Consider the following 26,685-nt stretch of genomic DNA (forward strand, 5'->3'; position numbering starts at 1 on the left):
CGTTGCCCTGGGGGGCCCGGCGACCAGATCGTTTGTTTGCGGCTGGGCGGGTACAACGTACGACTAAGGAACTACGCCCAAGTCCAACTGTAATCAACTCCGTTACAAGTGTTACAGAGTGTAAGCAAGACCGTTACGTTTATATCGGCAATCGCCCCGCAATGCCAATCCCTACTTACGCGGGGGGGAAGCCAATGTCGCATGAAAAAGACATGGGCGACGCAGATTTTGTAACAAGTCACGCGTTTGACTTTTGCTTTGGCTCAAGACGTCACGAGCAAAAGACCTCTGCATCAAACGCGCGGGCACGACATTGGTAGCCTGCTGGATTCCTCTATTGACGCCGGCCGCGGGGAGTGTATCGCCGCGCACGGTGTGCGTAATACTGTCCCAAATATCCGGCGTGAACCGGTGCGAGGCGGCGGTGCCAGCGTCAATGTCCGAACAATCGGCGCAGCCAATTCGCGAGCCGCGCGAACACGTCGTCGGGCGCTTCGCGAAACAATGCGGGGCGCACGCGTTCCACCTGCTCCAGCACGCGCGAGGCCTCTTCCGGCTGCACCGAGCCGTATTCCAGCGCCAGCCCCAGCATGCCGCGCAACTCGCCCACGCGCGCGCGGCCGGCGGCCTCGTTGTCTTCGGTCTGCAGCGCGTACATCAGGTCGTAGGCGCGCTGGCGCAGGCTTTCAGCCAGGCGCCATGCAGGCGTGCGCATGCGCTCTTCCAGCGCGCGCAAATCTTCCGCCGACGCCGCCACCTGGGTGGCCAGGGCCTCGGTATAGGCGCTATCGGCGCCGCACTCGGCCAGCACCTGCGCCGCCCATTCGCGCGCATGCGCCAGGCGCTGTTCGCCACTCCAGCCCGGCTGAACCGCCAGGCCGAAGCCGAAGCGCTGGGCGTCGCGCATCAGCGCCGCGAGCGCATTGGGCAACTGCTTGTCGAACACGCGGCGCGCCCACCCGTACTCACCCCCGGACAGCAGCCGCGAGACCGCGCGCTCGGTCAGCGGGCCGTCATGCTGCAGCAACCGCGCACGCAGGAAGTCATGGAACTCGGGCGGCAGGAACTCGCGGTCCAGCCCGGTCGAGACCCCGATGAACTGGTCGAATTCCTTGCGCAGCCTGGCCGCTTCCTCTTGCGGCAAGGCCAGGGTGATATCGGTCGTCATGGCAACACTCAGAACGCGCTCCAGTCGCCGTTATCGGCCGCGGCAAGCGCGGGGCGCGGCGTCATGGCCGCGGCGCGCGCCGCCGGCTTTGCTGGCGCCGGCTCGGCCGCGTCGTGCGGGGCTTCATCGGCGCTGGCGGCTTCGGTCTTGGCCATGGGCAGCTTGGCCGCGCGCTTGCTTGCGGCGATGGCACGCACCGCGCCCGCACGTTGAGTCTTGGCGGGCACCGCGGCGGCCGGCATTACCTCGAAGCGCTCCGCGCGCTCGTCCTCTGCGGCCAGGCGGAAAGTCGACACCGCGGATTGCAGGTGGCCGGCCTGCTCTTCGAGCGCACCGGCGGCGGCAGCGGCTTCCTCGACCAGCGCCGCATTCTGCTGCGTCACCTCGTCCATCTGTGCCACCGCCTGGTTCACCTGCTCGATGCCAGAGCTCTGCTCGGCCGATGCCGCGCTGATCTCGCCCATGATGTCGGTCACGCGCTTGACCGCCTGCACGATCTCGTCCATGGTCTTGCCGGCCTGGCCGACCAGCGCCGAGCCGTTGTCCACGCGGGCCACCGTGTCGCCGATCAGGCCCTTGATCTCCTTGGCCGCGTTGGCGCTGCGCTGCGCCAGGCTGCGCACCTCGCCCGCCACCACCGCGAAGCCGCGGCCCTGCTCGCCGGCGCGCGCCGCTTCCACCGCCGCGTTCAGCGCCAGGATGTTGGTCTGGAACGCGATGCCTTCGATCACGCCGATGATGTCGACGATCTTCTTCGACGCATCGTTGATCTCGTCCATGGTCTGCACCACCCGGCCCACCACTTCGCCGCCGCGCAAGGCAGTATCCGAAGCATTGGCCGCCAGCCCGCTGGCCTGGCGCGCGTTGTCCGCGTTCTGCCGCACCGTGCTCGTCAGCTCTTCCATGCTCGATGCGGTCTGCTCCAGCGATGCCGCCTGCTGCTCGGTGCGCTGCGACAGATCGTTGTTGCCCGCGGCAATCTCGCGCGACGCGCTGCCGATCGATTCGGCCGAGGCCTTGAAATCCCGCACCATGCGCGACAGCTGCTGCTGCATCTGCTGCATCGCAAAGACCAGGCTGCCCTTGTCGCCGGCACGCGTGGCCACCGGCTGCGAGAAATCGCCCTCGGCAATGCGCGCGGCGATGGCCGCGGCATACGCCGGCTCGCCGCCCAGCTGGCGCGACAGCGCGCGCGCCAGCACCACCCCCAGCAGCACCGACAGCGCCAGGCCGCCCAGCACCAGGCCCAGCATCCACAGGCGCGTTTCGTCGTAGACGCTGCGCGCCTCTTCCATATTGTTGCGGGCACGGTCGTCGCGGCGCTTGACCATCTGCAGCATCACCGCTTCCAGCGCGTGGCTGTCCTTGAGCAGGTCAGCGCTTTCGGAGAACACCTGGCTCTCGAACTGCGAGGTATCGAGCGGCTGCTTGCTGACCAGCTCGACATACTTTTCCATGCGCGCGCGGAACGCCGGCGACAGGTCCTGGTACTGCTTGACCAGCGCCTTGCCCTCCGGCTTCTCGAAGGCGCCGGTCACCTGGCGGATGCGCTCATCCATCGCGGCCAGCGACTTGGCGATCAGCTCCTTCTCGACCGTGCGCTCGCCCATGGTCGACGCCGACAGCAGCGCGATCTGCGAGCGGCTGGCGTAGACCAGGTTGATGTTGGCGTCCTGCACCGCCTTGAGCGCGCGCAGGTCGTCGTTGTAGATCTTGCCGGTCCAGTCGGCCATGCGGCCCATGTTGACGACGCCCAGCAGCCCCATCACGGCGCCGATCACGGCAACGACCAGGAATCCGGCAACCAGCCTGGTCGTGACGCGCAATTGATTGAACCAATGCATAGCAACTCCCCCTTGTAACTGAAGCCTCGGGCACGGCCTGCCGCACCCTGTGTACGCTGGCGGCGCGGCGTGCCGCGCCCGCCTTCATTTCGATCCCAACCGTGCGGTGCCGCCCCCGGGCCTAGGCCCGTGCCGGCACCACATCGCCGCGCGCCTGCGCAGGCTTGCGCTGCGGCCGCACCTCCGCCTGCATGCTGACGCGGAAGGTCGATACGGCATCGCGCAGCCGCAGCGCCTGCTCTTCGAGCGCGCCGGCCGCCGCGGCCGCTTCTTCCACCAGAGCCGCGTTCTGCTGCGTGCCCTCGTCCATCTGCGCCACCGCCTGGTTCACCTGCTCGATGCCCGAACTCTGCTCGGCCGACGCCGCGCTGATCTCGGCCATGATGTCGGTGACGGACTTGACCGCCTGCACGATCTCATCCATGGTCTGGCCGGCCTGGCCCACCAGCGCCGAGCCGTTGTCGACGCGCGCCACGGTATCGCCGATCAGGCCCTTGATTTCCTTGGCCGCGTTGGCGCTGCGTTGGGCCAGGCTGCGCACCTCGCCCGCCACCACCGCGAAGCCGCGGCCCTGCTCGCCGGCGCGCGCCGCTTCCACCGCCGCGTTCAGCGCCAGGATGTTGGTCTGGAACGCAATGCCTTCGATCACGCCGATGATGTCGACGATCTTCTTCGACGCATCGTTGATCTCGTCCATGGTCTGCACCACCCGTCCCACCACTTCGCCACCGCGCAGCGCCGTGTCCGAAGCGTTCGCCGCCAGCCCGCTGGCCTGGCGCGCGTTGTCCGCGTTCTGCCGCACCGTGCTGGTCAGCTCTTCCATGCTCGACGCGGTCTGCTCCAACGACGCCGCCTGCTGCTCGGTGCGCTGCGACAGGTCGTTGTTGCCCGCGGCCACCTGGCGCGTGGCCGTCGAGATGCTGGCCATGCCTTCCTGGATCTCGTGCACCACCGACAGCAGGCTGCGCTGCATGGTCTGCATGGCCTGCGCCAGCGCGCCGATCTCGTCGGCGCTGCGGTGCTCGAAGCGCGTGGTCAGGTCGCCCGCGCCCATGCGCAGCGCGAAGTCCAGCATGTCGCGCACCGGCCGGTTCACGCGCGCCAGCAGCATGGTGCCGGCGGCAAAGGACGACGCCAGCGCCAGCGCAAAGCCGCCCCACAGCCACGGGCGCAAGGTTGCGGCAGCCGTGCCGCCCAGCGCCTCCACCGCGACCAGCGCGGCCAGGAACCACGCCAGGCCGCCGGCCTGCGCCCACAGGATGCGGCGCTTCAGGTTCAGCCGCAGCAGTCCCTGCACCAGGCCGCGCAGGCCGGTGCGCACCGCCGCGCCGTGGCGGATCGCCAGCCCGTCGGCACGTCCGGCGCGAAAGCGCGCATAGGCGGCGCCGGCGGCCTGCACCTGCTCGCGCGTGGCCATCGAGCGCACCGAGGTGTAGCCCACCACGCGGCCGTCGACGCGCGTCGGCGTCACGGTCGCATTGACCCAGTAGAAGTCGCCGTTCTTGCGGCGGTTCTTGACCACGCCCATCCACGTGCGTCCGGCCTGCAGGTCTTGCCACAAGTCCGCGAACGCCTCGGGCGGCATGTCGGGGTGGCGCACCAGGTTATGCGGCGCGCCCAGCAATTCCTCCGCCGCAAAGCCGCTGGCCTCGATAAAGGTGCGGTTGGCAAAGGTGATACGGCCCTTGAGGTCGGTGCGCGAGATCAGGTAGTCGGAAGGAGACAGCGGGTACTCGCGCTGCGTGACGGGTTGGTTGTTTCGCATCTAAGTCTGCACTGCTTGCCTGTGGCGCGCCGCATGGGTCCATGCGGTGCGCACCGCGGGCGGGTTCGGTCCGGCGCGCGCGTTGCGCGTGCCGGACGGCGGGGGGCGCTACTGCAGGATCAGGACACCGCTTCCAGCGCGGCCAGTTCTTCGGTATTGAGCAGCTTCTCGATGTCGACCAGGATCAGCATGCGCTGCTCGACCGAGCCCAGGCCGCGGATGTAGTCGGTCGCCAGTTCGCCGGAGAAGTGCGGCGTGGGCTTGATCTGCGCGGCGCTCAGCGTCAGCACGTCGGAAACGCCGTCCACCACGATGCCGGTGGTGCGGTCGTTGAGGTCGACGATGATCACGACCGTGTACTGGTCGTAGCTGACATTGGGCTGGCGGAACTTGATGCGCAGGTCGATGATCGGCACGATGATGCCGCGCAGGTTGACCACGCCCTTGATGTAGTCGGGCGCGTTCGCGATCTGGGTGACCGACTCGTAGCCGCGGATCTCCTGCACCTTCAGGATATCGACGCCGTATTCCTCGCGGCCCAGGGTAAAGGCTAGGAACTCCTCGCCCGCGCCGTCTGCCTTGTCGATGTGCTGCATCGTCTAGCCCCCCAAATTTGGCTCATGCTGGTTTCTCTGGCGCCGCAGCGGCCGGGCCGCTGGCTGCGCCGGGGCATGACATCGCCCACCAGTGTTTACGGCAGCATCCGGGGGTGACTGAAGGGCGACGCCGGGTCTTTCCTTACCCTTCCGACGTAGGGGGTGCCGCGTCCAGCAGCGCGGCCACGGCCTGCATCAGCCCGTCCGGGTCGAACGGCTTGGGCAGGAAGCCCGACGCGCCGGCGGCGCGGGCCTGTTCGCGGATGCTGCCGTCCTGCTCGGTGGTCAGCATCAGGATGGGCATGCGCGCGTAGCGCGGCGTGGCGCGCAGGCTGCGGATCAGCGTCAGGCCGTCCATGCCGGGCATGACCTGGTCGGTGACCAGCATGCCGAAGCTGCCGGCGACGGCCAGCGCATGCGCCTGGTCGCCGTCCGCGGCCTCGGTCACGTCGAAGCCGCCGGCGCGCAGGCAGGCGCCGATCATGCGGCGTAGCGAGGGCGAATCGTCGACGACGAGGATGCTGGGCAATGACATGGGCGCCTCCGGAGGTGCGGGAACGGGTTGGGTCCGCCAGGAACATCGATGGCATCGGCCACGCGGCCGGCGACGGACGGGCCGGCACAGGGCCGGGCCCACGCGGGCCAGCCTGCCAGACCGGTTATCGGCGGCGCGGCGGCCGGGCTTTAGGCGTCAGGCGGCGGACTGCGCGCGCAGGGTCTCGCCGAAGCCGGCGGCGTCCAGCGGCAGCGACAGCAGGTAGCCCTGCACTTCGTCGCAACCCATCTGGTTGAGGATGTCCAGCTGCGAGGCCGACTCCACCCCTTCAGCCACCACCTTCATGCGCAGCTCGTGCGCCAGCGCCACCATCGAGCCGACGATGGCGCGGCCCTGCGCATCGGTATCGAGCCCGCCGATCAGCGTGCGGTCGATCTTGAGCGTGCCCACGCGCAGCCGCTTGAGATAGCCCAGGCTGGAATAGCCGCTGCCAAAGTCGTCCAGCGCCACCTGGATCCCGAGCGACTGCAGCTCGGCCAGCGTTTCCAGCGACTTGCCGATGTCCTTCATCGCCGCGGTCTCGGTGATCTCCAGCGTGATCGCCGACGGCGGGATGTCGTGCTGGTGGATCTGCTCGAGCAGGTATTGCGGGAAGTTGCGGCTGGCAAAGCGCAGCCCCGAGACATTGATCGCCACCGGCACGGTCGGCACGCCGGCGTCGCGCCACTGGCGCACCTGGCGGCACACGCTGGTCAGGACCCAGTCGTCGAGCTTGTCGATCTGCCCGGACTGTTCGGCCACGGCGATGAACTCGGCCGGGCTGACCTGGCCCAGCGCGGGATGGCGCCAACGGCACAACGCCTCGGCGCCGACCACGGTGCGGCGGCGCGCGTCGTACTTGGGCTGGAACTGCAGCGACAGCGTATCGTCCTGGATCGCCACCCACAGGTCGCGCCGGATCACGCGGGTGCGGCGCGCGCGTTCGCCGGCGGCGCTGTTGAACAGGCGCACCTGGTTCGAGCCGCTCTGGCGGGCTTCGGCCAGGCTGACGCGGGCTGCCTGCATCAACGCTTCCGAAGTCTGCGCATCGCGCGGATAAATGGCGATGCCGATGTTCACGCCGATCTGCATCTGCAGCCCGCGCGCTGCAATGAACTCCGCCAGCGAGCCCAGCATGCGCGAGCCCAGTTCCTGCGCGCGCCCGTGGTGGACCAGTTCGGGCACGCCCACCGCGAACTCGTCGCGCGCCAGCCGCGCCAGGAAGTCGTGCGGCTCCAGCACGGCCTGCGCCAGCGCGCCGGCGTCCTGGGCCAGGATATCGTCGGCGCGCACTTCGAACACTTCGTCGACTTCGCGGTAATCGGCGATATGGATCAGCAGCACGGCGCAGCCTGTCTCGGCCAGCCGGGCCTGGCCGATGGCCTGGTCCAGCCAGCGGCCAAAGGCCACGCGGTCCGGCATCACCGTGGCCACGCTGTACTCGCCCACCGTGTCCTGGCCGCGCGCGGCGGCACGCACGGTCAGCCGGCCCGGGCGCCCGGGGATGCGCGCGCCGCGCCGCGCCAGCCGCGGCTCGGCGCCGCGGTGCAGCACCGGCAGGTCATCGGCAGGTTCGTCGGCCAGCGTGGCGTCGGCGCGCACCGGCGCCGGCAGCCAGCCGCGCGATTGGGCCCGATGCACGGCGAACAGCAGCGCGCACAACGCGGTCAGGCCGCCCGCCAGCCAGGCCGGGTGCGGCAGGCCGGCGGCATCGATGCACTCGCGCGCGGTCACGGTGCCGGCGCCGCACGAGCGGCCCAGGTGCGTGCCGGCGGCCGCGACCAGGCCGGCCCCGCCCACCACCGCCATCAGCGCCGCGCCGCGCCACAGGCGCGCGCCCTGGCGCAGCCACTGCACCAGCAGCTTGACCGCGGTGGTGGCCGCCGCCGCGGCGGCAAAGCTGGCCGCCAGCTGCGCGGTGTCGTTGACGGCCGGCACGCTGCCCGACAGGCCCACCACCAGCACTGGCATGCCGATGCTCAATTGCGACAGCAGCGCCGCCGACCACGTCAGCACGCGCAGCGACCGGCTGCCGGCCGGCTGGTCCGCACGCCCGGCGCGAATGCCGAGGGCGGCGGCTACACCCAGCAGGGCAGCCAGCAGCAACAGGACGGAACTCAGGGCAATCATTGGGCTGCGCGATGATGATGAAGATGCGCGAAGACGGTCAGGACCCGGGGCAAACCCCGCATCATGTCATCTTGCAGTCGCCGTGTGAACAAGGCAATGACTCCAACGCAGGGGTCAGAACGCGCTCCAGTCATCGTCACCGCCGGCCGCGGCGACGGCCGGGCGCGCTGCGGGCCGGCTTGCCGCGCTGATTGCGGCGCTGTTTGCCGGCTTGCCTGCGGGCACACCGGCAGGCCGGACCGGCGCCGTGCCCGGCAGGCTACGCGCCGCCCTGGCGCGCGTGCCACGGCTCGCGCCGACGCCGGCGGGCGTAGCAGGCGCCGGCGATGCCGGCGATTTTGCCGCGGCCTTTGCCCCGGCATTGGCCGCCGCCGGTGCCGCTGTGGCGCCGACCGTGAACACCGAGACCACGTTCTTCAGCTTCTGCGCCTGCTCTTCCAGCGCACCCGCCGCCGCAGCGGCCTCTTCGACCAGCGCGGCGTTCTGCTGCGTGACCTGGTCCATCTGGGTCACGGCCTGGCTGACCTGATCGATGCCGCTGGTCTGCTCCTGCGACGCCGCGCCGATCTCGTTCATGATGTCCGTGACCCGCCGCACCGCCTGCACGATCTCGCCCATGGTCTGGCCGGCTTCGGCCACCAGCCGGGTGCCGCTCTCCACGCGCTGGCCCGACTCGCTGATCAGCGCCTCGATCTCCTTGGCGGCCGAGGCCGAGCGCTGCGCCAGGCTGCGCACCTCGCCCGCCACCACGGCAAAGCCGCGCCCCTGCTCGCCGGCGCGGGCGGCTTCGACCGCGGCATTGAGCGCCAGGATATTGGTCTGGAAGGCAATGCCTTCGATCACGCTGATGATTTCCACCACCTTGCGCGAGGCGCCGTTGATCTCGTTCATGGTGTCGACCACGCGGCCCACCACTTCGCCGCCCTTGAGCGCGATCTGCGAGGCCTCGCCCGCCAGCACGCCGGCTTGGCGCGCATTGTCGGCGTTCTGGCGCACCACCGTGGTCAGCTCTTCCATGCTCGCGGCGGTCTCCTCCAGCGACGAGGCCTGTTCCTCGGTGCGCTGCGACAGGTCCAGGTTTCCGGTGGAAATCTGCTGCGTGGCCGACGCCATCGAATCCGCGCCGCTACGCACTTCCGCAACGATGCCCGACAGGCTCGACTGCATTGCGGCCAGGGCCTGCATCATGCGCCCGATCTCGTTCTTCGAGATGCTGGTGATGCGCGCGGTCAGGTCGCCGCGGGCGATGCGCTCGAACACCGCCAGCGCCTCTTGCACCGGCGCGACGATGGCGCGGTTCAACGTCACCGTGCACAGCGCGGCAAGCGCCAGGCCCAGCACGATCATCACGATCGACAGCATGCGGATGCGGGCAAAACTTGCCTGTGCCGTGCCGAAATTGGCCTCGCCCGCCGCCATCTGGAACTTCTGCAGCTTCTCGTGCGCGCTCGACATGCTGCGCTGCAGGTCGGGCAGCACCTTCTTCGCCAGCCGCACCGCCTCTTCCTGGTTGCCCGCCAGCGACGCCGCCTGCAGCGGCAGCACGCCCTGCTCCATGAAGGCCTGGCGCTGTTTGCCCAGTTCCGCCGCCAGGGCCTGTTCCTCGGCATTCTGCGGCAGGCTCATATAACGCTTCCAGGCCGCGTCCGACGCCTCCACGAACACCCGCGAGCGATCCACGTTGACCTTGGGATCGTCCTGCTCGCCCTGCATCACGTTGCGGTCCAGCGCCAGGCGCATGCGCGTGGTGGCCAGCATCGCGTCGCTGAGCGCGACGGTCGAGCCAAGCTGGTTGGCATAAGTATCCTTGAGCGCGCCGTTGCTCTGCGAGATGCCGTACAGGCCGGAGCCGCCGACCAGCAACAGCAGCAGCGACAGGATTCCCATGGCGCCCCGTAGCAGGGTCTTGATCTGAATATTGTTGTGGAAGGACATGATGAATTAAGACACTGGCAATCCGCGGGACACACCCCTTGCCCCGGTCCGGCAGGATCGTTGCCGCATTGATCCGCCCTGCCCGGATAACGGCGCGCCCCCTTCATCCTTGAGTCGCCGTCCGGCGCGCACGGTTATGGTGAATCGGCGATAAACGCCATGTCGGATATCAGCCACGTAAGGGGTTGGCTGGCGGGTATGGCCTGAAACGGGGTTGCGCCCTGTCCGTAAATGCCGGCGCGATTAATGTCATGGCCGGTATCCGCACACAACGACGACAGACCGGTCCGGCCGGGAATACCGCCGGGATTTCGGCACTGCCGCCCTCCATCGCAATACCGCTGGGACGCGGAAAAATCCGCGGCGACTCGCCCTGACACTGAAAGTTCACACAATTATCAGCAGCAAGAATTTTCGCAAAAACCGTCCGGGATTACGCCACCAGGATTTGCAGCCGGCAGCCGGCCCGTTATAATTGTTTTCAGCATTTTCCCCGCCCACCAGCGCACCCAGCGCAATTCAATCACCGGAAACCGAGGACGCAATGGCGACGTATCAGGAAATCGTTCAGAAAATCAGCGAACTGCAGAAGCAAGCCGAGGAAATCAAGGCGCGCGAACAATCCACGGTGATCGCGGATATTCGCGAGAAAATCGAGCAATATGGCCTGACCGCGGAAGACCTGGGTTTTGGCGCGAAGGCCCCGGCCGGCAAGAAGGCGGCCAACCGCAAGGTGCCGGTGCGTTATCGCGACAGCGCCGGCAATACCTGGACCGGCCGCGGCAAGCGTCCGGGCTGGCTGACCCAGGCCCTGGCCCAGGGCAAATCGGTCGAGGACTTCCTGATCCGCTGAAGCGCCCGATCCGGCAGACGGCAAAACGCCACGGAAACTTCCGTGGCGTTTTTGTTTGGCGTGGCCGAAAACCTGGCCGGAGGTCAGGCGTCGAAGCCGTGCGGGTTCATCGACTGCCAGCGCCACGAGTCCTGGCACATGCGGTCCAGGTCATGCTGCGCGCGCCAGCCCAGCAGTTCACGGGCCAGCGCCGGGTCGGCGTAGCAGGCCGCAATATCGCCGGGACGCCGGTCCACGATCTGATACGGCACCGGCTTGCCGCTGGCGCGCTGGTAGGCCTGCACCACCTCCAGCACGCTGTAGCCGCGTCCGGTGCCCAGGTTCACGGTCATGCCGCGGCCCTGCCGTCCCAGATAATTGAGCGCCGCCAAATGGCCGTCGGCGAGGTCGCAGACATGGATATAGTCGCGCACGCCGGTCCCGTCCACGGTCGGGTAATCGCCGCCGAATACCATCAGCTGCTCACGGCGCCCGCCCGCCACCTGCGCCACATAAGGCATCAGGTTGTTGGGAATGCCGCGCGGATCTTCGCCGATCAGGCCGCTTTCATGCGCGCCGACCGGATTGAAATAGCGCAGGTAGGCAATGCGCCAGGCCGGATCGGATTTTTCCAGGTCGCGCAGGATTTGCTCGCCCATCAGCTTGGTCTGGCCATAGGGGTTGGTTGCCGACAGCGGGAAATCTTCCAGGATCGGCACGGTGTGCGGATTGCCATAAACCGTGGCCGAGGAACTGAACACCAGCTGTTTCACCCCGGCCGCGCCCATGGCGGCACATACCGTCAGCAGGCCATCGAGGTTGTTGCTGTAATAGGCCAGCGGCTGGCTGACCGATTCGCCCACCGCCTTGAGCGCGGCAAAATGAATCACGGCACTGATGCGGTGCTCGGCAAAGAGCCGGTCCAGCAGCGCGCGGTCGCGCACGTCGCCCTGCACGAAATGCGGGGCCTGGCCGGTAATGGTGGCGAGCCGGTCGATCACGGCCGGGCTGCTGTTGCACAGATTATCCAGACCGATCACGTGGTAGCCGGCATTGAGCAGCGCCACCCACGTATGCGAGGCGATATAGCCGGTGGCACCGGTCAGCAGCAAGGTTTCAGGCATGGGTATTGGCGTCGATCGATTCGGTTCAGCGTTGTGCGGAGGGCAGCCGGCGCGCCGTGTGCGCGATAAATAACTTGACTGCCATGCCCGGCACGGGAAGGTAGCTATTATCCACGATGCACCATGGCACCCTGACAGCCGCCCCAGTCACGGCTTTCAGTCAGAAGCCGCGGAAGCCGGCGCGACCAGCCCTGTCCGCGCCTGCCAGGCCTCGTACGCCGCCCGCAGCCGCCAGCCCGATTCCAGGTCGCGCATGCCAAGGCACTGCGCCACCTCGGCGGGCGCCGTGCCGGCCTCGAAATGCATGGCCGCGCAGGTATTGCGCAAAGTCTGCGGCGAGGCGCGCTCGCTGCGCCCGGCCAGCACGCCGGCTTCGTCCAGCAGGATTTCCACGCGCCGGTAGACCGACGCCGCATGCATCGGCCGCCCTGTCGGCATGGCTGGAAACACCAGGCTGCCGAGCGTGCCGGAGGCCTCGCGCAGCGCCAGCCAGGCGCGCAACGGCGCATGCGCCAGCGGGAACAGCGGCACGGTGTAGGCGCGGCCGTTATCCGGACGCACCATGCGCAGCGCCATCCGCCCGGGCCTGCTGTCGGCGAACACGTCGGCGATCACGTCGGTGCGCAGCGCGCGCGCCTCCGCCACCTTCAGGCCGCCGCCGAGCAGCACGGCCAGCAGCGCCGCGTCGCGGGCGCGCTTCCATTGCGTGGGCGACGCCGCGGCGCCGGTGTCGCCGGCGGGCGCGCCGGCCGGGCCCAGGATGCGGGCCACCAGCAGGTCGCGTTCGCCCGGCAGCAGGAAGGCGGTGGGGTCGTTCTCGCCCTCGGCCAGATGGGCGCGCACCGCCTGGCTGCCGGGGTTGTGCATGCCCTCGCGCAAGCGGGACAGGTGGTGGAACACGCGTTCGATCAGCCGCGCATAACGGTAGCGGTGCGACTTGTGCAACTGCTGCGCGTCCAGGAACTCGCCAATCTGCTCGGCGGACCAGCTCAGCGGCGGCAAGCCGCGCTCGGCCGACCAGCGCAGCAGCTTGCCCCACATGGCGCGGTAGACCACGCTGGTGCCGTGGCGAAAACCGTGCTGCGCCAGCCAACCGTCGAACGCGCGCTCGGGGTGGTCGCGCCAGGCGGCCAGGTCGGCATCGAACAAGGCCGCCTGCTCGAGCTGGGCGGCGCTGGGCTTGGTGGTCACGGACTCTCCTGCTTGCCGCATCAGGCCGGCGGCCGGCGGACGATCCCGACTATTGTAGACAACGCGTCACTGCGCGCCGCCAGACGCGTGCCGAGCTTGCAGCGGCCCACGCGGCGTGCTACCTTTCGATCCACTATGCAACTGGTTGCATAAATCCGCAAAGAGATCGCAGCAAACCTACAGCGCCCCGCCAGGAGACCTCCCCGTGACCACTGCCCTGCTCCCCGCCGCCCAGGCTTCGCTAGACGCCTGGCACCAGATGATCGCCACCCATTCCATGGCCGGGCTCGATGCCATCGTCGCCGACGACGTGGTGTTCCGCTCGCCGGTCGCGCACACGCCGTATCCCGGCCGGGCCGCCATCGCGCTGGTGCTGACCACGGTGAACCAGGTGTTCCGGGACTTCCGCTACCACCGCAGCTTTGTCAGCGACGACGGCCACAGCGTGGTGCTGGAGTTCAGCGCCAGCGTGGACGGCAAGGCGCTCAAGGGCATCGACATGATCCGCTTCGACGACGCCGGCCGCATTGCCGAATTCGAAGTCATGGTGCGCCCGCGCTCCGGCCTCGAGGCGCTCGCCGCCGCCATGGCCGCGCGCCTGGCGAGCCAGAAAAATGTGCTCACCGGTGCCGCCTGACGCGCGCCAGCCGACAGCGCCACCGCATCACTTCACCGCATCCATCGGCATTACCCAGGAGACTTTCCCCATGGCCCTTCCCGCCCAGTTGCAGAACCGGCTTTCGCTGCCGGTGGTCTGCTCGCCGCTGTTCATCATCTCCAACCCGGACCTGGTCATCGCCCAGTGCAAGGCCGGCGTGGTCGGATCCTTTCCCGCGCTGAACGCGCGCCCCGCGCCCACGCTGGAGGAATGGCTGGACCGCATCACCACCGAACTGGCGGAACACGACGCGAAGCACCCCGAACGCCCGGCGGCGCCGTTCGCCGTCAACCAGATCGTGCACAAGTCCAACGACCGGCTCGAGCATGACCTGGAACTATGCGTGCGCTACAAGGTGCCGATCGTGATCACCTCGCTAGGCGCGCGCAAGGAAGTCAACGACGCGGTCCACTCGTACGGCGGCATCGTGCTGCATGACGTGATCAACAACGCCTTCGCGCGCAAGGCGATCGAGAAAGGCGCGGACGGCCTGGTGGCGGTGGCCGCCGGGGCCGGCGGCCATGCCGGCACGCTGTCGCCGTTCGCGCTGCTGCACGAGATCCGCGAATGGTTCGACGGCCCGCTGCTGCTGTCGGGCGCGATCTCCAGCGGCGACGCCATCCTGGCCGCGCAGGCCGCCGGCGCCGACCTGGCCTATATCGGCTCGGCCTTCATCGCCACGCAGGAGGCCAACGCGCAGGACGGCTACAAGCAGATGATCGTCGACAGCAGCGCCAACGACATCGTCTATTCCAACCTGTTCACCGGCGTGCACGGCAACTACCTGCGCGGCAGCATCGAGCGCGCCGGGCTGGACCCGAACGCGCTGCCGCAATCGGACCCGTCGAAGATGAATTTCGGCTCGACCAGCGTGAAGGCGTGGAAGGACATCTGGGGCGCCGGCCAGGGCGTCGGCGCGATCAAGCGCGTGGTGCCGGCCGCCGAACTGGTGCGCCGTTTCGCCGAAGAGTACGCGCTGGCGCGCCGCCGACTGGGACTGGGCGAAACCAGCCCGGCCGGCGCGCGCGCCGTCGACCTGGCCTGAGCACGCGAGCCTGCTGCGCTACAGCAGTGGCAGCAGGGCCTCGCCCCAGGCCACCCAGTCGGTCTCGAAGCGGATCCCGCGCTGCAGCAGCGCATAGCGCAGTTGCTGCGCGCGGTCCATGTCCGGCGCCGAGAAATCGCGCCGCTCGATTGCCAGGTAAGTCTCGAGGCGGGCGCGGTGCAGCGCGATCAGCCGCCGCATCTCGTCGCCCAGGCCGAGCGGGCCGATCACCGCATCGGCGCGCAGCTTGACCAGGATCTCCTCGCGCTGGTCCAGCCCCGCCCCGGGCGCCAGCACCCAGCGCGCCAGTTCTTCGCGGCCCGCGGGCAACACCCGGTAGACCTTCTTGCGGTTGCGCCGATCGGCGTTGCCCTCGCCTTCCGCCGCGTCGCTTTCATCGGCGGCAATCCAGCCGCTGTCCGCCATCCGGCCCAGTTCGCGATAGATCTGCTGGTGCGTGGCATGCCAGAAATAACCGATGGAGCGGTCGAAGCGCCGCGCCAGGTCGTAGCCGGACGAGGGTTTTTCGATCAGGGAGATCAACAAGGCGTGCTGGGTCGACATGCGTCTGCTGGGCGCGGGGATGATCGGAGTGGATTCAGGCAGCACAGCGTGCCGGCAGGCGCGCCGGTCACCGCACTTTCAAAAACTGGCGCTATGGTAGCGCAATGCCGGGCCAGTGCCCGAAGGGCGCCCGGAAATATGGCGGGACCCGATATATTCGTCGATTTTGTCAGTTAAGAAATTTCCTACCAGACAGAATTAAAAAATGCTGAATGGCATTTCCGGCCGCTGTGCCATACATTCCATACATTGAAGCTGTGCGAGCAAAAACTATCCACCCCCGGCCGCACCATGCAGAACTTTGGAGTGTGTCCATGACCGGAAGAATCCTGCTTGCCGAAGACCGCGACGTGCCCTGGGAGGCCGACGCGCGCCCGCTCGGCCTGCTGGCGCCAGTGCACGACAAGGCGCCAGTTTATTACCGGCTGCCCGATACGCCTGACGGGCACCATATCAAGGAATATCCCAGCGGCCTGCGCCAGCTGGTGCGTTTTGTCGGCGTCGAGGAACAGGTCGTCAAATACAACCTGAGCTGAACCCGCGCCACCGTTTTCCCTGTGGTTGTCTCCTCCAGCCCGATCCTGCGGGCAGGGACTTGAACCCGCGAGCTTCGCGGGTTTTTTCTTGCCTTGACGGTAGCTGCGCGTGCCTGCCTCAGAGCTGCGGCGCACGGCAAACGGCGCCGCCGGCATTGTCCGCCTCGGGCATGCCGAACACGGCCCGCGCCCCGCACTGCGACCCGAACATGCGCGCCTGGTCGTGCCCCACGCCCACCACTTCATACGCCTGGTGGCGCATGGCCAGGCCCGGGCCGGCGAGGTAGCGCTCATAGCGCAGGTAGCCGCGCGCACGCTGCAGCCGCGTGGGGCCCTCGGCCTCGGCGCCGCACGATTTGTCGAGCACGCGATGGTTGGGATCGTTGTCCTCGGTGCCAGCCAGATACGTCACCTGGCGTCCGGCATAGCGCCGGTACAGCGCCATGCCATCGGCGCCTTTGGCATATGGGACCATGTCCTGCATGCCATAGCGGTATTTGTCGTAGTCCGGACAACGGGCCTGGTCATACGGCGCGAACGACTTGCCATCGGCGCCAGCCGGCCGCACCGGCGTGAAATACAGATACGACGAGGGATTGGCCACGACGTAGCGCAGGTCGATGCCGCCCGCGCGGATGCGTTCGTCGACACGGTTCAGCACCGCGTAGCGGTGCACGATCTGCCCGCCGCCGGAATGGCCGGCCACCGTCACCTTGCGCACCAGCGGCAGCCGCGCCTTGTCGGTGAAGAGCGCGAGCAGGTCGTCCAGCACCTGCAAGGAACTGACGCGGGCCGGGCCCTCGAGCGCGTCCTCGCCGCTGAGCCAGCCCTGCACCGACCAGTGCGGCATGCGGGTAAAGCCCTTGTCCCGGTCAGGCGTGCCGGGGAAATTCGGCGCGACCAGCAACACCTCGTCCGGATTGCGCCCGCTGGCCTTCAGCAGTGCCGCGCCGGCGGCAAAGTAGTCGTCGCCGTTGCGCTGCAGGCCATGCTGGACCAGCACCACTTCGCGAATGCGCGACAGGTCGCCGTCGAGCCGGTGATTGGCATAGACCGGGAAGTCATAGCCGGCGCCCGCGCCGAGATGCACGCGCTGCCAGTGCGGCGCGGCAGCCGTGGGGCCGGCGGGGTTGCCGGCGGCAGGCGGCACGGCCGGCGTGCCGGCGCAACCCGCCAATACCGCGAGGCTGGCGGCAGCAAGGGCGCGTGCCAGATGCCAACGGGCGGACTGCGGCAGGCGAGCGATCGATGGCGTCATGGCGGGTGGTCTCCGGTTGGCATGCCGGCGATGGTAGGGCAGTGGCGCGGGGCATGGCAACGCCTGCCGCGCCGCCATGCAGTGCTACGCCAGCCGCCTGGCCAGCGCCGCCACGTCTGGCCACGTCACGCGTCGCACCATCACGCGCAGGTCGGGCCCATGGAAATCGTCCTCGAACGGCTCAGAGGCCTCGCCGCCCAGCCGCTGGTAGAACTCGCACGCCTGCGTATTGGCCTCGAGCACATAGAGGAACAGCGGCTGCCCTGGCCAGCCCTGCATGACACGTTGCGCGCAATGGGCCAGCAGCCGCTTGCCCAGCCCCTGGCCATGGAAAGCGGGCAGGACATGCAGGTTGTCAAGGTAGATGCCGAAGCGCGGGTCGGCCTGCGGCAACAGGCAGGCAAAGCCGGCGGCCTCGCCGTCGACCAGCGCCAGCGTGACCTCGGCCGGGCCATCGGCGCCGTCGTGCATGCGCGCGCGCCAGGCCGCCAGGCGTTCGGGGTAGGCCTGCTCGCGCAGGTACCCGTCCGGCAGCATGCCGGGATAGGTGTGCTGCCAGCTGGCGGCATGCATGGCGCCAAGCCGGTCGGCATCGGCGGCGGTGGCAGGTATCAGCGCAAGTTCGGGCATGGGACGAGACGAAAAAGGCACAGAGGTGCAGGCGCATGCGGCAAGCGCCCATTGTGCCCGCGTCGTGCCAAAGCTTGCAAAAGGCGGAGGAAGGGTTTGCAATCGTGGGCCCCGGCACATCCGGCCTTCCCTTGCGCGCCGCCACGGCAGCGGGAACGAAGGTTGCAGCAACCCGGTCACCACCCGCGCAAGCAAAAGGAAGCCTTATGTACATGGTCTACTGGTCCGAAGCCCTCGGCACGGGACTGACGCCGCATGCGCAGTCGTTCCCCAGCGACGCGATGCGCGAGGCGCTGCGCTTTACCGAAGCACTGCGCCAGCGCCAGCACGCGGGCGAGGCGGTCAGCTTTGTCACGCTGTGCTCGGAAAATCCCGACTCGGTCGGTCGCGCCGGCGCGGCCGATCCGCCGCCCGACTACGAGTGGAAGAAGCGGCGGCCATGACGCCCGCGGTCAGGTAGCGGCCTGTTGCGCCGCACCGGCCCGCGCCGCCGGCCGCAGCGCGGCGCGCACCACGAACGCCATCACCACCGCGAACACCAGCATCGCCGACAGGAAGTACAGCCCCGCCGCCAGGCTGCCGGTGGCGTCCTTGATCACGCCGATGCCATACGGCCCGAAGTAGCCGCCGAGGTTCGCCAGCGAGTTGATGGTGGCAATCCCCACCGCGGCGCTGGCGCCGGTCAGGAATTCGCCCGGCAGCGCCCATACCACCGCCTGGATCGAATAGATCGAGAACGCGGTCAGGCAGATAAACAGGAACTGCAGCACCGGCGACTGCACCCAGGCGCTCAGCGCCATGGTGACCGCTGCCATCCCCGACACCACCACGATATGGCCGTAGCGCTCGCCCTTGCGGTCCGAGTGGCGCGGCACCAGGTACAGGCCGACCACGGCGAACAGGTAGGGCACCGCCGACAGCAGGCCGGTCATCGCATCGGTCACGCCGAACTGCTTGATGATGGTCGGCAGCCACAGCGACAGCCCGTAGATGCTCAGCGGAAACGGCAGGAACAGCAGCGACAGCAGCAGCACGCGCTTGTCCCTGAGCGCCTGCAGCGGGTTGCCGTGCGGCTTGAGCGCATAGGCGGCCTGGTCGGCGGCGAGCTCGCGCTCGATCCAGGCGCGCTCGGCCGGTGCCAGCCATGCTGCACTGGCGGGCGATTCCGGCAGGATGCGCAGCGTCGGCAGGCACAGCACCACCGCCGGCAGGCCGCTCAGCACGAACAGTGTCTGCCAGTTGGACATGCCGAACAGCCCTTGCGTCGACAGCACCAGGCCGGCAATCGGTCCGGTGATGATCAGCGCGATCGGCTGCGCCAGCACCAGCAGTCCGATGATGCGCGCGCGATGCCGCATCGGGAACCACTTCGTCAGGAAGTACAGGATGCCCGGATACAGGCCGGCCTCGGCCGCGCCCAGCAGGAAGCGCAGCACGTAGAAGCTGTGCGCGCCCTGCGTGAACGCCATCGCCATGGTGATCAGGCCCCAGGTCAGCAGGATGCGCGCGAACCAGCGGCGCGCGCCGAAGCGTTCCAGCGCCAGGTTGCTCGGCACCTCGCACAGGAAATACCCGATGAAGAACAAGCCCGCGCCCAGGCCATAGGCCGCGTCGCTGATGCCGATCGCCGCGTTCATGTGCAGCTTGGCAAAGCCGACCACCGAGCGGTCGATATACGCCACCACGTAGATCAGCGCCAGGAACGGGATCAGCCGGCGCACCAGCATGCCGACGATGCGGGTCTCTTCCTGCGCTTGTGCGCCGGTTTCCGGTCCTGGGACGGCGCGCTCCAGCGGCGCGGTCTGTGTGCCTTGCATGGCTAGTCTCCTCTGTTCTTGTAAGGGGTCGTGCGCGCCGCCGGGGCCGCGCGCATTCGATGTAACGGGATGGATCAGTGCATCAGTGCGAGTGGCGCGGCACCTCGCGTCCGCGGCAACCGACCAGGAAGTCGAGGTCGCAGCCCTCGTCCGCCTGCAGCACGTGGTTGACGTAGAGCTTGCGATAGCCGCCATCGGCGGGCGCCTGCAGCGGCTGCACATCGGCCATGCGGCGTTCGAACTCGGCGGGATCGATATCCAGGTGCAGGCGCCCGGCCTCGCAGTCCAGCTCGATCCAGTCGCCGTCGCGCACGATCGCCAGCGGCCCGCCGGCCGCGGCCTCGGGCGCGACGTGCAGCACCACGGTGCCGTAGGCGGTGCCGCTCATGCGCGCATCGGAAATGCGCACCATGTCCTTGATGCCCTGGCGCAGCAGCTTGGGCGGCAGGCCCATGTTGCCGACCTCGGCCATGCCGGGATAGCCGCGCGGGCCGCAGCACTTGAGTACGAGCACCGAATTCTCGTCGACGTCGAGCGACTCGTCGACGATGCGCGCCTTGTAGTGCTCCAGGTTCTCGAACACCACCGCGCGGCCGCGGTGGCGCAGCAGCTTCGGCGTCGCCGCCGAGGGCTTGAGCACCGCGCCGCGCGGCGACAGGTTGCCGCGCAGGATGCGGATGCTGCCGTCGCGGATCAGTGGCTGGTCGAGCGGGCGGATGACTTCGTCGTCGGTGATCGGCGCGTCTTTGACGTTGTCCCAGATCGCCTTGCCGTTGACGGTCAGCGCGCCCGGATGCGGCAGCAGGCCGGCCTCGCCCATGCGGCGCAGCACCGCGGGCAGGCCGCCGGCGTAGTAGAACTCCTCCATCAGGAAGCGGCCCGACGGCATCAGGTCGACGATGGTCGGCGTGTCGCGCCCCACGTTGCTCCAGTCCTCCAGCTCCAGCGGCACGCCGATGCGGCCGGCGATCGCCTTCAGGTGGATCACGGCGTTGGTAGAGCCGCCGATCGCGGCATTGACGCGGATCGCGTTCTCGAACGCCTCGCGCGTCAGGATCTTCGACAGCGTCAGGTCCTCGCGCGCCATCTCGACGATGCGGATGCCGGACATGTGGGCCAGCACGTAGCGGCGCGAATCGACCGCCGGGATCGCCGCGTTGTGCGGCAGCGAAGTGCCCAGCGCCTCGGCCATGCAGGCCATGGTCGAGGCGGTCCCCATGGTGTTGCAGGTGCCGGCCGAGCGCGACATGCCGGCTTCGGCCGACAGGAACTGGTGCAGGTTGATCTCGCCCGCCTTCAGCGATTCATGCAGCTGCCACACCGCGGTGCCCGAACCGATGTCCTTGCCGTCGAGCTTGCCGTTGAGCATCGGCCCGCCGGTGACGACGATAGCCGGCACGTCACAGCTGGCCGCGCCCATCAGCAGCGCCGGCGTGGTCTTGTCGCAGCCGGTCAGCAGCACCACCGCATCGATGGGATTGCCGCGGATCGCTTCCTCGACATCCATCGCGGCCAGGTTGCGGGTCAGCATGGCGGTCGGACGCAGGTTCGATTCGCCGCTGGAAAACACCGGGAATTCCACCGGGAAGCCGCCGGCCTCGTACACGCCGCGCTTGACGTGCTCGGCCAGCTTGCGGAAATGCGCGTTGCAGGGGGTGAGTTCCGACCACGTATTGCAGATGCCGATCACCGGGCGGCCGTCGAACGCGTGCTCGGGTATGCCCTGGTTCTTCATCCAGCTGCGATACATGAAGCCGTTCTTGTCGGCGGTGCCGAACCACGCCGTCGAGCGCAGCGGCTTGCGTTGCTTGTCCTTGGAATCCGACATGTTGTTCCTGGTGCGAGGGCTGCCCGGAAGGGCAACGGGGATGGCAGGGACGACGGATCCAGCGGCATCGCGACATGGCGGGCGCCACGCAGTCTCCGGTCGTTGTTGTTTTGTCGGAGGGAGTGTATGCAGCTTGCCGATATGCTACTAATGAAGAGTTCGGCATTTGCGATATCGATATCCGCATTGGTATTTACCCTATGGACGCCCCCTTCCTTTCCGCCGCGGCTGACGCGGCGCCTGTGACTCCCGCCTGGCATAGCCACACCCGCCTGAAGACGCGCCAGCTGCTGCTATTGCTGGCCGTGGCCGACGAAGGCAGCATCCACCGCGCCGCGGAAAGGCTGGCGATGACCCAGCCGGCCGCTTCCAAGCTGCTGCGCGAGCTGGAGGAGATGCTGTCGGTGCCCCTGTTCGAGCGCCTGCCGCGCGGCATGGCGCCGACGGACTATGGCCGCGCGATGATCCGGCACGCGCGCGCGGTGATCGGCAGCCTGAACCAGGCGCGCGAGGAAGTGCTGGCGCTGAAGGCGGGCCGGCTCGGCCACGTGGCGATCGGCGCGATCACCTCGCCCGGGGTGCGGCTGCTGCCGGCGGCGATCGCGCGGGTGAAGGCAAGCTACCCCGGGCTGCGCGTGTCCGTGGAAATCGACAACAGCAATGTGCTGCTCGACCGCCTGGGACAGGAAAAGCTCGACATGGTGGTGGCGCGCCTGTTTCCCGAGCACGACAAGGGCCGGCTGCGCTACGAGCCGATGGCGCAGGAGCCGGTCTGCGCGGTGGTGCGGCCAGGCCATCCGATGCTGGCGGCGCGCGGCCTGTCGCTGGCCGACGCCGCCGATGCCGCCTGGCTGATTCCGCCCGCCGGCACCGTGCTGCGCCACCGCTTCGAGCTGATGTTCCAGCGCGCCAGCCTGGCGCCGCCGACCAACGTGGTGGAAACCGCCGCGCTGCTGTTCCTGACGCGCATGGTGACGCAGTCAGACATGATCGCGGTGCTGACCGCGGATGTGGCGCAGTACTATGCGACGTTCGGCATGGTGGAGGTGCTGCCGATGGCCATGCCCTGCCATATGGACGACTTTGGCCTGATCACGCCGACCGACCGGCTGATGTCGCCCGGCGCGCTGCTGGTCGCGGATGCGCTGCGCGAGACGGCGCTGGACATCTACGGCCAGTAGCGCGAGGGGCAGATCATCCGTGGGCCGACTGGCGCGCCGCGATCCGGCGGGTCACGGCCTGGTCGAACCAGCGGTCCATCATTGCCTTTTCGTAGCGCAGCCGGTCGGAGGGATCGTAGATGTTGATGCCGAAATTGAACGTCTGGTCGGCGATGCGCTGCTCGCCGCTGCCGATCACTGCACCGTCGCTGCCGCGCAGTTCGTAGCGCAGCGTCATGTGCGGCCAGGTGACATCGCGCACAATGCGCACATTGTAGGCTTGCCTGTGCCACGGCTCGAAATGCCCGGCCAGGTCGACATCGAGCACTTCGATGCTCAGCGCATAGCCCTCCGGCAGGTAACGCGCCGCCAGCTTGTCGAAGTGGCGGCGGATATCGTTCATCACCTGCGCCCGCTCCTTCTCGCTGCCGTAGTCGCTGCGGTAAGCGGCGTCGGTGTAGGTCTCCGGATGAACGAAGGTAAGTGAGAGGGTACCGGCGGGCGGCGCGGCAAGGGCGCCCACGGCGAGCGGCGCCGCGCAGGCGGCCAGCAGACGCAGGGATCTGGCCATGGCGAACTCCAGGACAAGCGTTTTTCGCCTCTTGATTCTAGGCCGGCAAAGGCCGGTGGGCGCGGGTTGCCAAGGCGGGAAGGTGCCGCATCCGGTACAAACGCGCGCCGGCGCGAGCCGGCGCCCGTTGCCGCCCAATCAGCCGATGATGTTGAACTGGCTGAAATACTCCTCGTTCAGTTCCAGCCCCAACCCCGGCAGGTTGTCGTCAAGCTGCAGGTAGCCGTTGTCCGGCGCCGGATCGCCCTTGAAGATGTAGTAGAACAGTTCGTTGCCAACCTCGACGTCGTGCACCGGGAAGTACTCCGACATCGGCGAAGCGGTCGACGCCATGGTCAGGTGGTAGTTGTGCATCTGGCCGGCGTGCGGGATCACCGGCACCGACCAGGCCTCGGCCATGGCGTTGATCTTCTGCGCCGCGGTGATGCCGCCGACGCGGTTGGTGTCGTACTGGATCACGTCGACGGCGCGCCGCTCCAGCAGGTCCTTGAAGCCGTACGAGGTGAACTCGTGCTCGCCGCCGGAGATCGGGAACGGGCTTGCCTTCTTCAGTTCGACATAGCCTTCGATGTCGTCGGCGATCACCGGCTCTTCCAGCCAGCGCGGGTTGAACTCGGCCAGGCGCGGCAGCATGCGGCGCGCGTATTCCAGCGTCCAGCCCATGTAGCACTCCAGCATGATGTCGACGCCGTCGCCGACCAGCTCGCGCAGCAGCCGCACCTGCTCGATGTTCTTCTGCATGCCGGCGGGGCCGTCCTTGGGGCCGTAGCCGAAGCGCATCTTCAGCGCGGTAAAGCCCTGGTCGAGGTAGCCTTGCGCTTCGGCCAGGAAGGCATCGCGGTCGTCGTTGTTGTAGAGCTTGGAGGCATAGCACCAGATCTTTTCCTTGGTGCGCCCGCCCAGCAGCTTGAACACCGGCTTGCCCACGGCCTTGCCCATCAGGTCCCACAGCGCGATATCGACCGCGGAGATCGCCGCCATGCCGATGCCCTTGCGGCCCCAGGCATGGGTGCGGCGGTACATCTTCTGCCACAGGTATTCGTTGTCGAACGGATCCTGGCCGATCACCACCGGCGCCAGGTATTCGTCGACGATCTGCTTGGCCACGCGCGGGGCCAGTGCGCAGTTGCCGATGCCGACCAGGCCGGTATCGGTCTCGATCTCGACCACCATCCAGCCGTGGAAGCGGAACGAGCCCATGGCGTCGCCGCGCTCGAACAGGATGTCGGTGGCGTTGGTGCAGAAATGCGCCTGCGGCGGCACGGTCTTGCCCTTCCATTCGAAGACGCGGGCGCGGACGTTGGTGATCTTCATGTTCAGCTCCTGATGGCAATGCGTTGGCGCGAACGCTCCCCGGCCGCGCCGGGGGCGGTCATGCTGGATCCGGTATGGATTGACGAGTGGCTAGGCGTTTGCGGCGGCGCGCCGTTGCGCCCCCATGCGGCAGGCGATCTGGAACGCCTGCTGCGTGGCGCCGGGATCGGCGCGGCCCTGCTGCGTGATATCGAACGCGGTGCCGTGCGCGGGCGTGGTGATCGGCACCGGCAGGCCGCCCTGCACCGTCACGCCGCGCGAGAAGCCCATCAGCTTGATGCCGATCTGCCCCTGGTCGTGGTACATGGTGACGATGGCGTCGAACTGCCGCTGCGACGGACCGCCCTGCACCTTCAGGAAGATGGTGTCGGCCGGGAACGGGCCCTGCGCATTGACGCCGCGGTCGCGCGCCGCCACCACGGCGGGTGCGATCACGTCGATCTCTTCGCGGCCGAAGGCGCCGTTGTCGCCGTTGTGCGGGTTCAGGCCGCACACGGCGATGCGCGGACTGGCCATGCCGGCGCGGCGCAGCGCCTGGTCGATCAGGTCGATGGCGCCGCCGACGCGCGCCGGCGTGATCAGCGCCGGCACGTCCTTGAGCGCGACGTGCGAGGTCACGCGCGAGGTCCACAGCCCGTCCAGCACGTTGAACTCGCAGAAATCGCCGTGGTAGCCGAGCTGCTCGGCGAACCAGTGCAGCTCGTCGCTGTGGCTCATGCCTGCGGCGTGCAGCGAACTCTTGTTCAGCGGCCCGAACAGGATCGCATCGGCCTGTCCGGCCTGCGCCAGTTCCAGTGCCAGCGTCAGCGTGCCCAGGCTGTAGCGTCCGCCCTCGGCGCTGGCCACGCCGCGCGCATAGGCCGGGCTTTCGGGCAGCTGCCAGTGGTACAGGCGCGGCTGGCCATCGGCGGCGAAGGCGGGCGCATCGGTCTCGGCCAGCGCCAGCTCGACCCCGGCGAGCTGCGTGCCGTGGCGCCATTCGGCGCGGTCGGCGATCAGCAGGATCTCGGCCTGCGCGGCGGTGCCGGCATCGGCCAGCAGCCGGGCGATCAGTTCGGGACCGATGCCGGCGGGGTCGCCCAGCACCATGGCGATTCTTGGACGGGAATGCATGAGGCTTCCGTAGATGTTATTGGTCGAGCTTGACGCCCAGTTCGGCGATCAGCTTGCCGTAGCGCACGTATTCGGCGCGCGAGAACGCATCGAACTGCGCCGTGGTCAGCGCACCCGGCACCGCACCCACGTCGGCCAGCCGGCGTACCGTGTCGGGGTCCTTGATCACCGTGGCGAGCGCGCCGCCCAGCTTCTGCAGCGTCGCGGGCGGCGTGCCGGCCGGGGCATAGACACCGTACCACGCGCTCATCTGGATGCCGGGCACGCCGGCTTCGGCCAGCGTGGGCACGTTGGGCAGAAGCGCCGAGCGCTGGTCGGCGGTCACCGCCAGCGCGCGCAGCTTGCCGGCCTTGATATGGCCGATGACCGAGGGCATGGTCTCGAAGCTCATGTCAACCTGCCCGCCCATCAGGTCTACCAGCGCGCTGCTGCTGCTCTTGTACGGCACATGCAGCAGCTTGCCCCTGATCTGGCGCGCAAAGGCCGCGCCGGCCAGGTGCTGGGTGCTGCCGACCCCCGACGAGCTGTAGCGGAACTTGTCCGGATTGGCCTGGATCTGCGCCACCAGCGCCTTGACGTCGCGCGCCGTCACCTGGCTGTTGACCACCAGCACATTGGGCACGGTCGACACCAGCGCCACCGGCGCCAGGTCCTTGAGCGGATCGAACTGCAGCTTGAGCAGGTGCGGCGCGATCGCCTGCGAGGTGACCACGCCCATCAGCAGCGTATTGCCGTCCGCCGGCGCCTTGGCGGTGATGTCAGCGGCAATGGTGTTGGATGCGCCGGGGCGGTTGTCCACCACCACCGGCTGCTTCAGCTGCGCGGCGAGCTTGTCGGAGACGATACGCGCCATCACGTCGGTGCCGCCGCCCGGCGCGGCGCCCACCATCAGCCGCACCGGGCGCGTGTCCTGGGCCCATGCCGCGCCCGTTGCTGCGGCCATCGAGAGGCCGGCGAGCGCGCCGGCGATCCATGTCTTCATTGCTGTCTCCGTCGTTTGCTGTCCGGCTCTGCGGCGCGGATGGCCAGACTATAGGAGCATCAGCGATTCGCTACTACTGATGTTTTTTG

Annotated in this window: 24 protein-coding genes; 6 read left to right on the forward strand and 18 right to left on the reverse strand. The window is 68.3% G+C overall.

Going from position 1 to position 26,685, the window contains the following annotated elements; all coding sequences use genetic code 11:
- Nucleotides 1-433: 433 nt before the first annotated feature.
- The 7 genes from MKD50_RS18375 to MKD50_RS18405 form a co-directional block, all read right to left on the reverse strand.
- The gene (locus tag MKD50_RS18375) at nucleotides 434-1,168 is read right to left on the reverse strand and encodes a DUF4088 family protein (RefSeq protein WP_115682251.1); all 735 of its coding nucleotides are present in this window, start codon (nucleotides 1,166-1,168) and stop codon (nucleotides 434-436) included.
- Nucleotides 1,169-1,176: 8 nt separating this feature from the next.
- Nucleotides 1,177-3,012 carry a methyl-accepting chemotaxis protein gene (locus MKD50_RS18380; protein ID WP_252668104.1) on the reverse strand — a complete coding sequence of 612 codons (1,836 nt, stop codon included), beginning with the start codon at nucleotides 3,010-3,012 and terminating at the stop codon, nucleotides 1,177-1,179.
- A 121-nt stretch (nucleotides 3,013-3,133) separates the two neighbouring features.
- Nucleotides 3,134-4,777: a methyl-accepting chemotaxis protein gene (locus MKD50_RS18385; protein ID WP_252668106.1), complete on the reverse strand. Its 1,644-nt coding sequence runs from the start codon at nucleotides 4,775-4,777 to the stop codon at nucleotides 3,134-3,136.
- A 119-nt stretch (nucleotides 4,778-4,896) separates the two neighbouring features.
- Nucleotides 4,897-5,373 (reverse strand): chemotaxis protein CheW, encoded by a 477-nt coding sequence (locus tag MKD50_RS18390; protein ID WP_115712022.1) that lies wholly within the window; start codon nucleotides 5,371-5,373, stop codon nucleotides 4,897-4,899.
- 142 nt (nucleotides 5,374-5,515) lie between these two features.
- On the reverse strand, nucleotides 5,516-5,908 hold the full coding sequence (locus MKD50_RS18395; protein WP_115682248.1) for a response regulator: 393 nt from the start codon (nucleotides 5,906-5,908) through the stop codon (nucleotides 5,516-5,518).
- A gap of 156 nt (nucleotides 5,909-6,064) precedes the next feature.
- Nucleotides 6,065-8,038 (reverse strand): putative bifunctional diguanylate cyclase/phosphodiesterase, encoded by a 1,974-nt coding sequence (locus tag MKD50_RS18400; protein ID WP_252668108.1) that lies wholly within the window; start codon nucleotides 8,036-8,038, stop codon nucleotides 6,065-6,067.
- Nucleotides 8,039-8,152: 114 nt separating this feature from the next.
- Nucleotides 8,153-9,973: a methyl-accepting chemotaxis protein gene (locus tag MKD50_RS18405; RefSeq protein ID WP_252668109.1), complete on the reverse strand. Its 1,821-nt coding sequence runs from the start codon at nucleotides 9,971-9,973 to the stop codon at nucleotides 8,153-8,155.
- A gap of 544 nt (nucleotides 9,974-10,517) precedes the next feature.
- Between MKD50_RS18405 and MKD50_RS18410 the strand changes: the two genes are divergently transcribed.
- Nucleotides 10,518-10,826, forward strand: coding sequence for an H-NS histone family protein (locus tag MKD50_RS18410; protein WP_115699493.1), 309 nt, complete (start codon nucleotides 10,518-10,520; stop codon nucleotides 10,824-10,826).
- A gap of 83 nt (nucleotides 10,827-10,909) precedes the next feature.
- Here MKD50_RS18410 and galE read toward each other — a convergent pair whose 3' ends face one another.
- Nucleotides 10,910-11,929, reverse strand: a complete 1,020-nt coding sequence (gene galE / locus MKD50_RS18415) for a UDP-glucose 4-epimerase GalE (protein WP_252668110.1) — start codon at nucleotides 11,927-11,929, stop codon at nucleotides 10,910-10,912.
- Nucleotides 11,930-12,085: 156 nt separating this feature from the next.
- Nucleotides 12,086-13,120, reverse strand: a complete 1,035-nt coding sequence (locus MKD50_RS18420) for a tyrosine-type recombinase/integrase (protein ID WP_252668111.1) — start codon at nucleotides 13,118-13,120, stop codon at nucleotides 12,086-12,088.
- 205 nt (nucleotides 13,121-13,325) lie between these two features.
- Here MKD50_RS18420 and MKD50_RS18425 point away from each other — a divergent pair, with 205 nt between their 5' ends.
- A complete protein-coding gene (locus MKD50_RS18425) occupies nucleotides 13,326-13,757 on the forward strand; it encodes a nuclear transport factor 2 family protein (protein WP_240071463.1) in 432 nt (143 codons plus the stop codon).
- Nucleotides 13,758-13,827: 70 nt separating this feature from the next.
- Complete coding sequence (locus MKD50_RS18430; RefSeq protein WP_252668112.1) at nucleotides 13,828-14,823, forward strand: NAD(P)H-dependent flavin oxidoreductase; 996 nt, start codon at nucleotides 13,828-13,830, stop codon at nucleotides 14,821-14,823.
- 18 nt (nucleotides 14,824-14,841) lie between these two features.
- Here MKD50_RS18430 and MKD50_RS18435 read toward each other — a convergent pair whose 3' ends face one another.
- Nucleotides 14,842-15,387, reverse strand: coding sequence for a PadR family transcriptional regulator (locus tag MKD50_RS18435; protein WP_111521515.1), 546 nt, complete (start codon nucleotides 15,385-15,387; stop codon nucleotides 14,842-14,844).
- A 314-nt stretch (nucleotides 15,388-15,701) separates the two neighbouring features.
- On the opposite strand from MKD50_RS18435, the gene MKD50_RS18440 reads away from it, so the two are divergent.
- Nucleotides 15,702-15,923, forward strand: a complete 222-nt coding sequence (locus MKD50_RS18440; RefSeq protein ID WP_018004733.1) for a hypothetical protein — start codon at nucleotides 15,702-15,704, stop codon at nucleotides 15,921-15,923.
- Between the two features lie 118 nt (nucleotides 15,924-16,041).
- Here the strand turns inward: MKD50_RS18440 and MKD50_RS18445 are convergent, their stop codons facing one another.
- Nucleotides 16,042-17,181 carry a hypothetical protein gene (locus MKD50_RS18445; RefSeq protein WP_115699488.1) on the reverse strand — a complete coding sequence of 380 codons (1,140 nt, stop codon included), beginning with the start codon at nucleotides 17,179-17,181 and terminating at the stop codon, nucleotides 16,042-16,044.
- 84 nt (nucleotides 17,182-17,265) lie between these two features.
- Nucleotides 17,266-17,811: a GNAT family N-acetyltransferase gene (locus MKD50_RS18450; RefSeq protein ID WP_252668113.1), complete on the reverse strand. Its 546-nt coding sequence runs from the start codon at nucleotides 17,809-17,811 to the stop codon at nucleotides 17,266-17,268.
- A 206-nt stretch (nucleotides 17,812-18,017) separates the two neighbouring features.
- Between MKD50_RS18450 and MKD50_RS18455 the strand changes: the two genes are divergently transcribed.
- A complete protein-coding gene (locus MKD50_RS18455; RefSeq protein ID WP_018004736.1) occupies nucleotides 18,018-18,254 on the forward strand; it encodes a hypothetical protein in 237 nt (78 codons plus the stop codon).
- A 9-nt stretch (nucleotides 18,255-18,263) separates the two neighbouring features.
- On the opposite strand, the gene MKD50_RS18460 is transcribed toward MKD50_RS18455, so the two are convergent.
- On the reverse strand, nucleotides 18,264-19,628 hold the full coding sequence (locus tag MKD50_RS18460) for an MFS transporter (RefSeq protein ID WP_305882076.1): 1,365 nt from the start codon (nucleotides 19,626-19,628) through the stop codon (nucleotides 18,264-18,266).
- Nucleotides 19,629-19,710: 82 nt separating this feature from the next.
- Nucleotides 19,711-21,456 carry an IlvD/Edd family dehydratase gene (locus tag MKD50_RS18465; protein WP_252668114.1) on the reverse strand — a complete coding sequence of 582 codons (1,746 nt, stop codon included), beginning with the start codon at nucleotides 21,454-21,456 and terminating at the stop codon, nucleotides 19,711-19,713.
- A 200-nt stretch (nucleotides 21,457-21,656) separates the two neighbouring features.
- Between MKD50_RS18465 and MKD50_RS18470 the strand changes: the two genes are divergently transcribed.
- Complete coding sequence (locus MKD50_RS18470) at nucleotides 21,657-22,637, forward strand: LysR substrate-binding domain-containing protein (RefSeq protein ID WP_252668115.1); 981 nt, start codon at nucleotides 21,657-21,659, stop codon at nucleotides 22,635-22,637.
- 13 nt (nucleotides 22,638-22,650) lie between these two features.
- Here MKD50_RS18470 and MKD50_RS18475 read toward each other — a convergent pair whose 3' ends face one another.
- The 4 genes from MKD50_RS18475 to MKD50_RS18490 form a co-directional block, all read right to left on the reverse strand.
- Entirely contained in the window at nucleotides 22,651-23,187 is a 537-nt protein-coding gene (locus MKD50_RS18475; protein ID WP_252668116.1) for a DUF3016 domain-containing protein, read from the reverse strand.
- A 138-nt stretch (nucleotides 23,188-23,325) separates the two neighbouring features.
- Nucleotides 23,326-24,501, reverse strand: coding sequence for an L-rhamnonate dehydratase (locus MKD50_RS18480; RefSeq protein WP_115699485.1), 1,176 nt, complete (start codon nucleotides 24,499-24,501; stop codon nucleotides 23,326-23,328).
- A 90-nt stretch (nucleotides 24,502-24,591) separates the two neighbouring features.
- Entirely contained in the window at nucleotides 24,592-25,614 is a 1,023-nt protein-coding gene (locus MKD50_RS18485; protein ID WP_252668118.1) for a 4-hydroxythreonine-4-phosphate dehydrogenase PdxA, read from the reverse strand.
- A gap of 16 nt (nucleotides 25,615-25,630) precedes the next feature.
- Complete coding sequence (locus MKD50_RS18490) at nucleotides 25,631-26,596, reverse strand: Bug family tripartite tricarboxylate transporter substrate binding protein (RefSeq protein ID WP_252668120.1); 966 nt, start codon at nucleotides 26,594-26,596, stop codon at nucleotides 25,631-25,633.
- Nucleotides 26,597-26,685: the final 89 nt, after the last annotated feature.

This window comes from Cupriavidus mimosae, from assembly GCF_023952485.1.
Taxonomy (GTDB): domain Bacteria; phylum Pseudomonadota; class Gammaproteobacteria; order Burkholderiales; family Burkholderiaceae; genus Cupriavidus; species Cupriavidus taiwanensis_C.

What these genes read in the sequence shown, in the direction of transcription:
- MKD50_RS18385 (WP_252668106.1), bottom strand. Translation starts at nt 4,777, where the DNA reads ATGCGAAACAACCAACCCGTCACGCAGCGCGAGTACCCGCTGTCTCCT.
- MKD50_RS18410 (WP_115699493.1), top strand. Translation starts at nt 10,518, where the DNA reads ATGGCGACGTATCAGGAAATCGTTCAGAAAATCAGCGAACTGCAGAAG.
- MKD50_RS18375 (WP_115682251.1), bottom strand. Translation starts at nt 1,168, where the DNA reads ATGACGACCGATATCACCCTGGCCTTGCCGCAAGAGGAAGCGGCCAGG.
- MKD50_RS18475 (WP_252668116.1), bottom strand. Translation starts at nt 23,187, where the DNA reads ATGGCCAGATCCCTGCGTCTGCTGGCCGCCTGCGCGGCGCCGCTCGCC.
- MKD50_RS18440 (WP_018004733.1), top strand. Translation starts at nt 15,702, where the DNA reads ATGACCGGAAGAATCCTGCTTGCCGAAGACCGCGACGTGCCCTGGGAG.
- MKD50_RS18390 (WP_115712022.1), bottom strand. Translation starts at nt 5,373, where the DNA reads ATGCAGCACATCGACAAGGCAGACGGCGCGGGCGAGGAGTTCCTAGCC.
- MKD50_RS18470 (WP_252668115.1), top strand. Translation starts at nt 21,657, where the DNA reads ATGGACGCCCCCTTCCTTTCCGCCGCGGCTGACGCGGCGCCTGTGACT.
- MKD50_RS18405 (WP_252668109.1), bottom strand. Translation starts at nt 9,973, where the DNA reads ATGTCCTTCCACAACAATATTCAGATCAAGACCCTGCTACGGGGCGCC.
- MKD50_RS18400 (WP_252668108.1), bottom strand. Translation starts at nt 8,038, where the DNA reads ATGATTGCCCTGAGTTCCGTCCTGTTGCTGCTGGCTGCCCTGCTGGGT.
- MKD50_RS18465 (WP_252668114.1), bottom strand. Translation starts at nt 21,456, where the DNA reads ATGTCGGATTCCAAGGACAAGCAACGCAAGCCGCTGCGCTCGACGGCG.
- MKD50_RS18435 (WP_111521515.1), bottom strand. Translation starts at nt 15,387, where the DNA reads ATGTCGACCCAGCACGCCTTGTTGATCTCCCTGATCGAAAAACCCTCG.
- MKD50_RS18395 (WP_115682248.1), bottom strand. Translation starts at nt 5,908, where the DNA reads ATGTCATTGCCCAGCATCCTCGTCGTCGACGATTCGCCCTCGCTACGC.
- MKD50_RS18430 (WP_252668112.1), top strand. Translation starts at nt 13,828, where the DNA reads ATGGCCCTTCCCGCCCAGTTGCAGAACCGGCTTTCGCTGCCGGTGGTC.
- MKD50_RS18450 (WP_252668113.1), bottom strand. Translation starts at nt 17,811, where the DNA reads ATGCCCGAACTTGCGCTGATACCTGCCACCGCCGCCGATGCCGACCGG.
- MKD50_RS18445 (WP_115699488.1), bottom strand. Translation starts at nt 17,181, where the DNA reads ATGACGCCATCGATCGCTCGCCTGCCGCAGTCCGCCCGTTGGCATCTG.
- MKD50_RS18455 (WP_018004736.1), top strand. Translation starts at nt 18,018, where the DNA reads ATGTACATGGTCTACTGGTCCGAAGCCCTCGGCACGGGACTGACGCCG.
- galE (WP_252668110.1), bottom strand. Translation starts at nt 11,929, where the DNA reads ATGCCTGAAACCTTGCTGCTGACCGGTGCCACCGGCTATATCGCCTCG.
- MKD50_RS18485 (WP_252668118.1), bottom strand. Translation starts at nt 25,614, where the DNA reads ATGCATTCCCGTCCAAGAATCGCCATGGTGCTGGGCGACCCCGCCGGC.
- MKD50_RS18380 (WP_252668104.1), bottom strand. Translation starts at nt 3,012, where the DNA reads ATGCATTGGTTCAATCAATTGCGCGTCACGACCAGGCTGGTTGCCGGA.
- MKD50_RS18460 (WP_305882076.1), bottom strand. Translation starts at nt 19,628, where the DNA reads ATGCAAGGCACACAGACCGCGCCGCTGGAGCGCGCCGTCCCAGGACCG.
- MKD50_RS18490 (WP_252668120.1), bottom strand. Translation starts at nt 26,596, where the DNA reads ATGAAGACATGGATCGCCGGCGCGCTCGCCGGCCTCTCGATGGCCGCA.
- MKD50_RS18480 (WP_115699485.1), bottom strand. Translation starts at nt 24,501, where the DNA reads ATGAAGATCACCAACGTCCGCGCCCGCGTCTTCGAATGGAAGGGCAAG.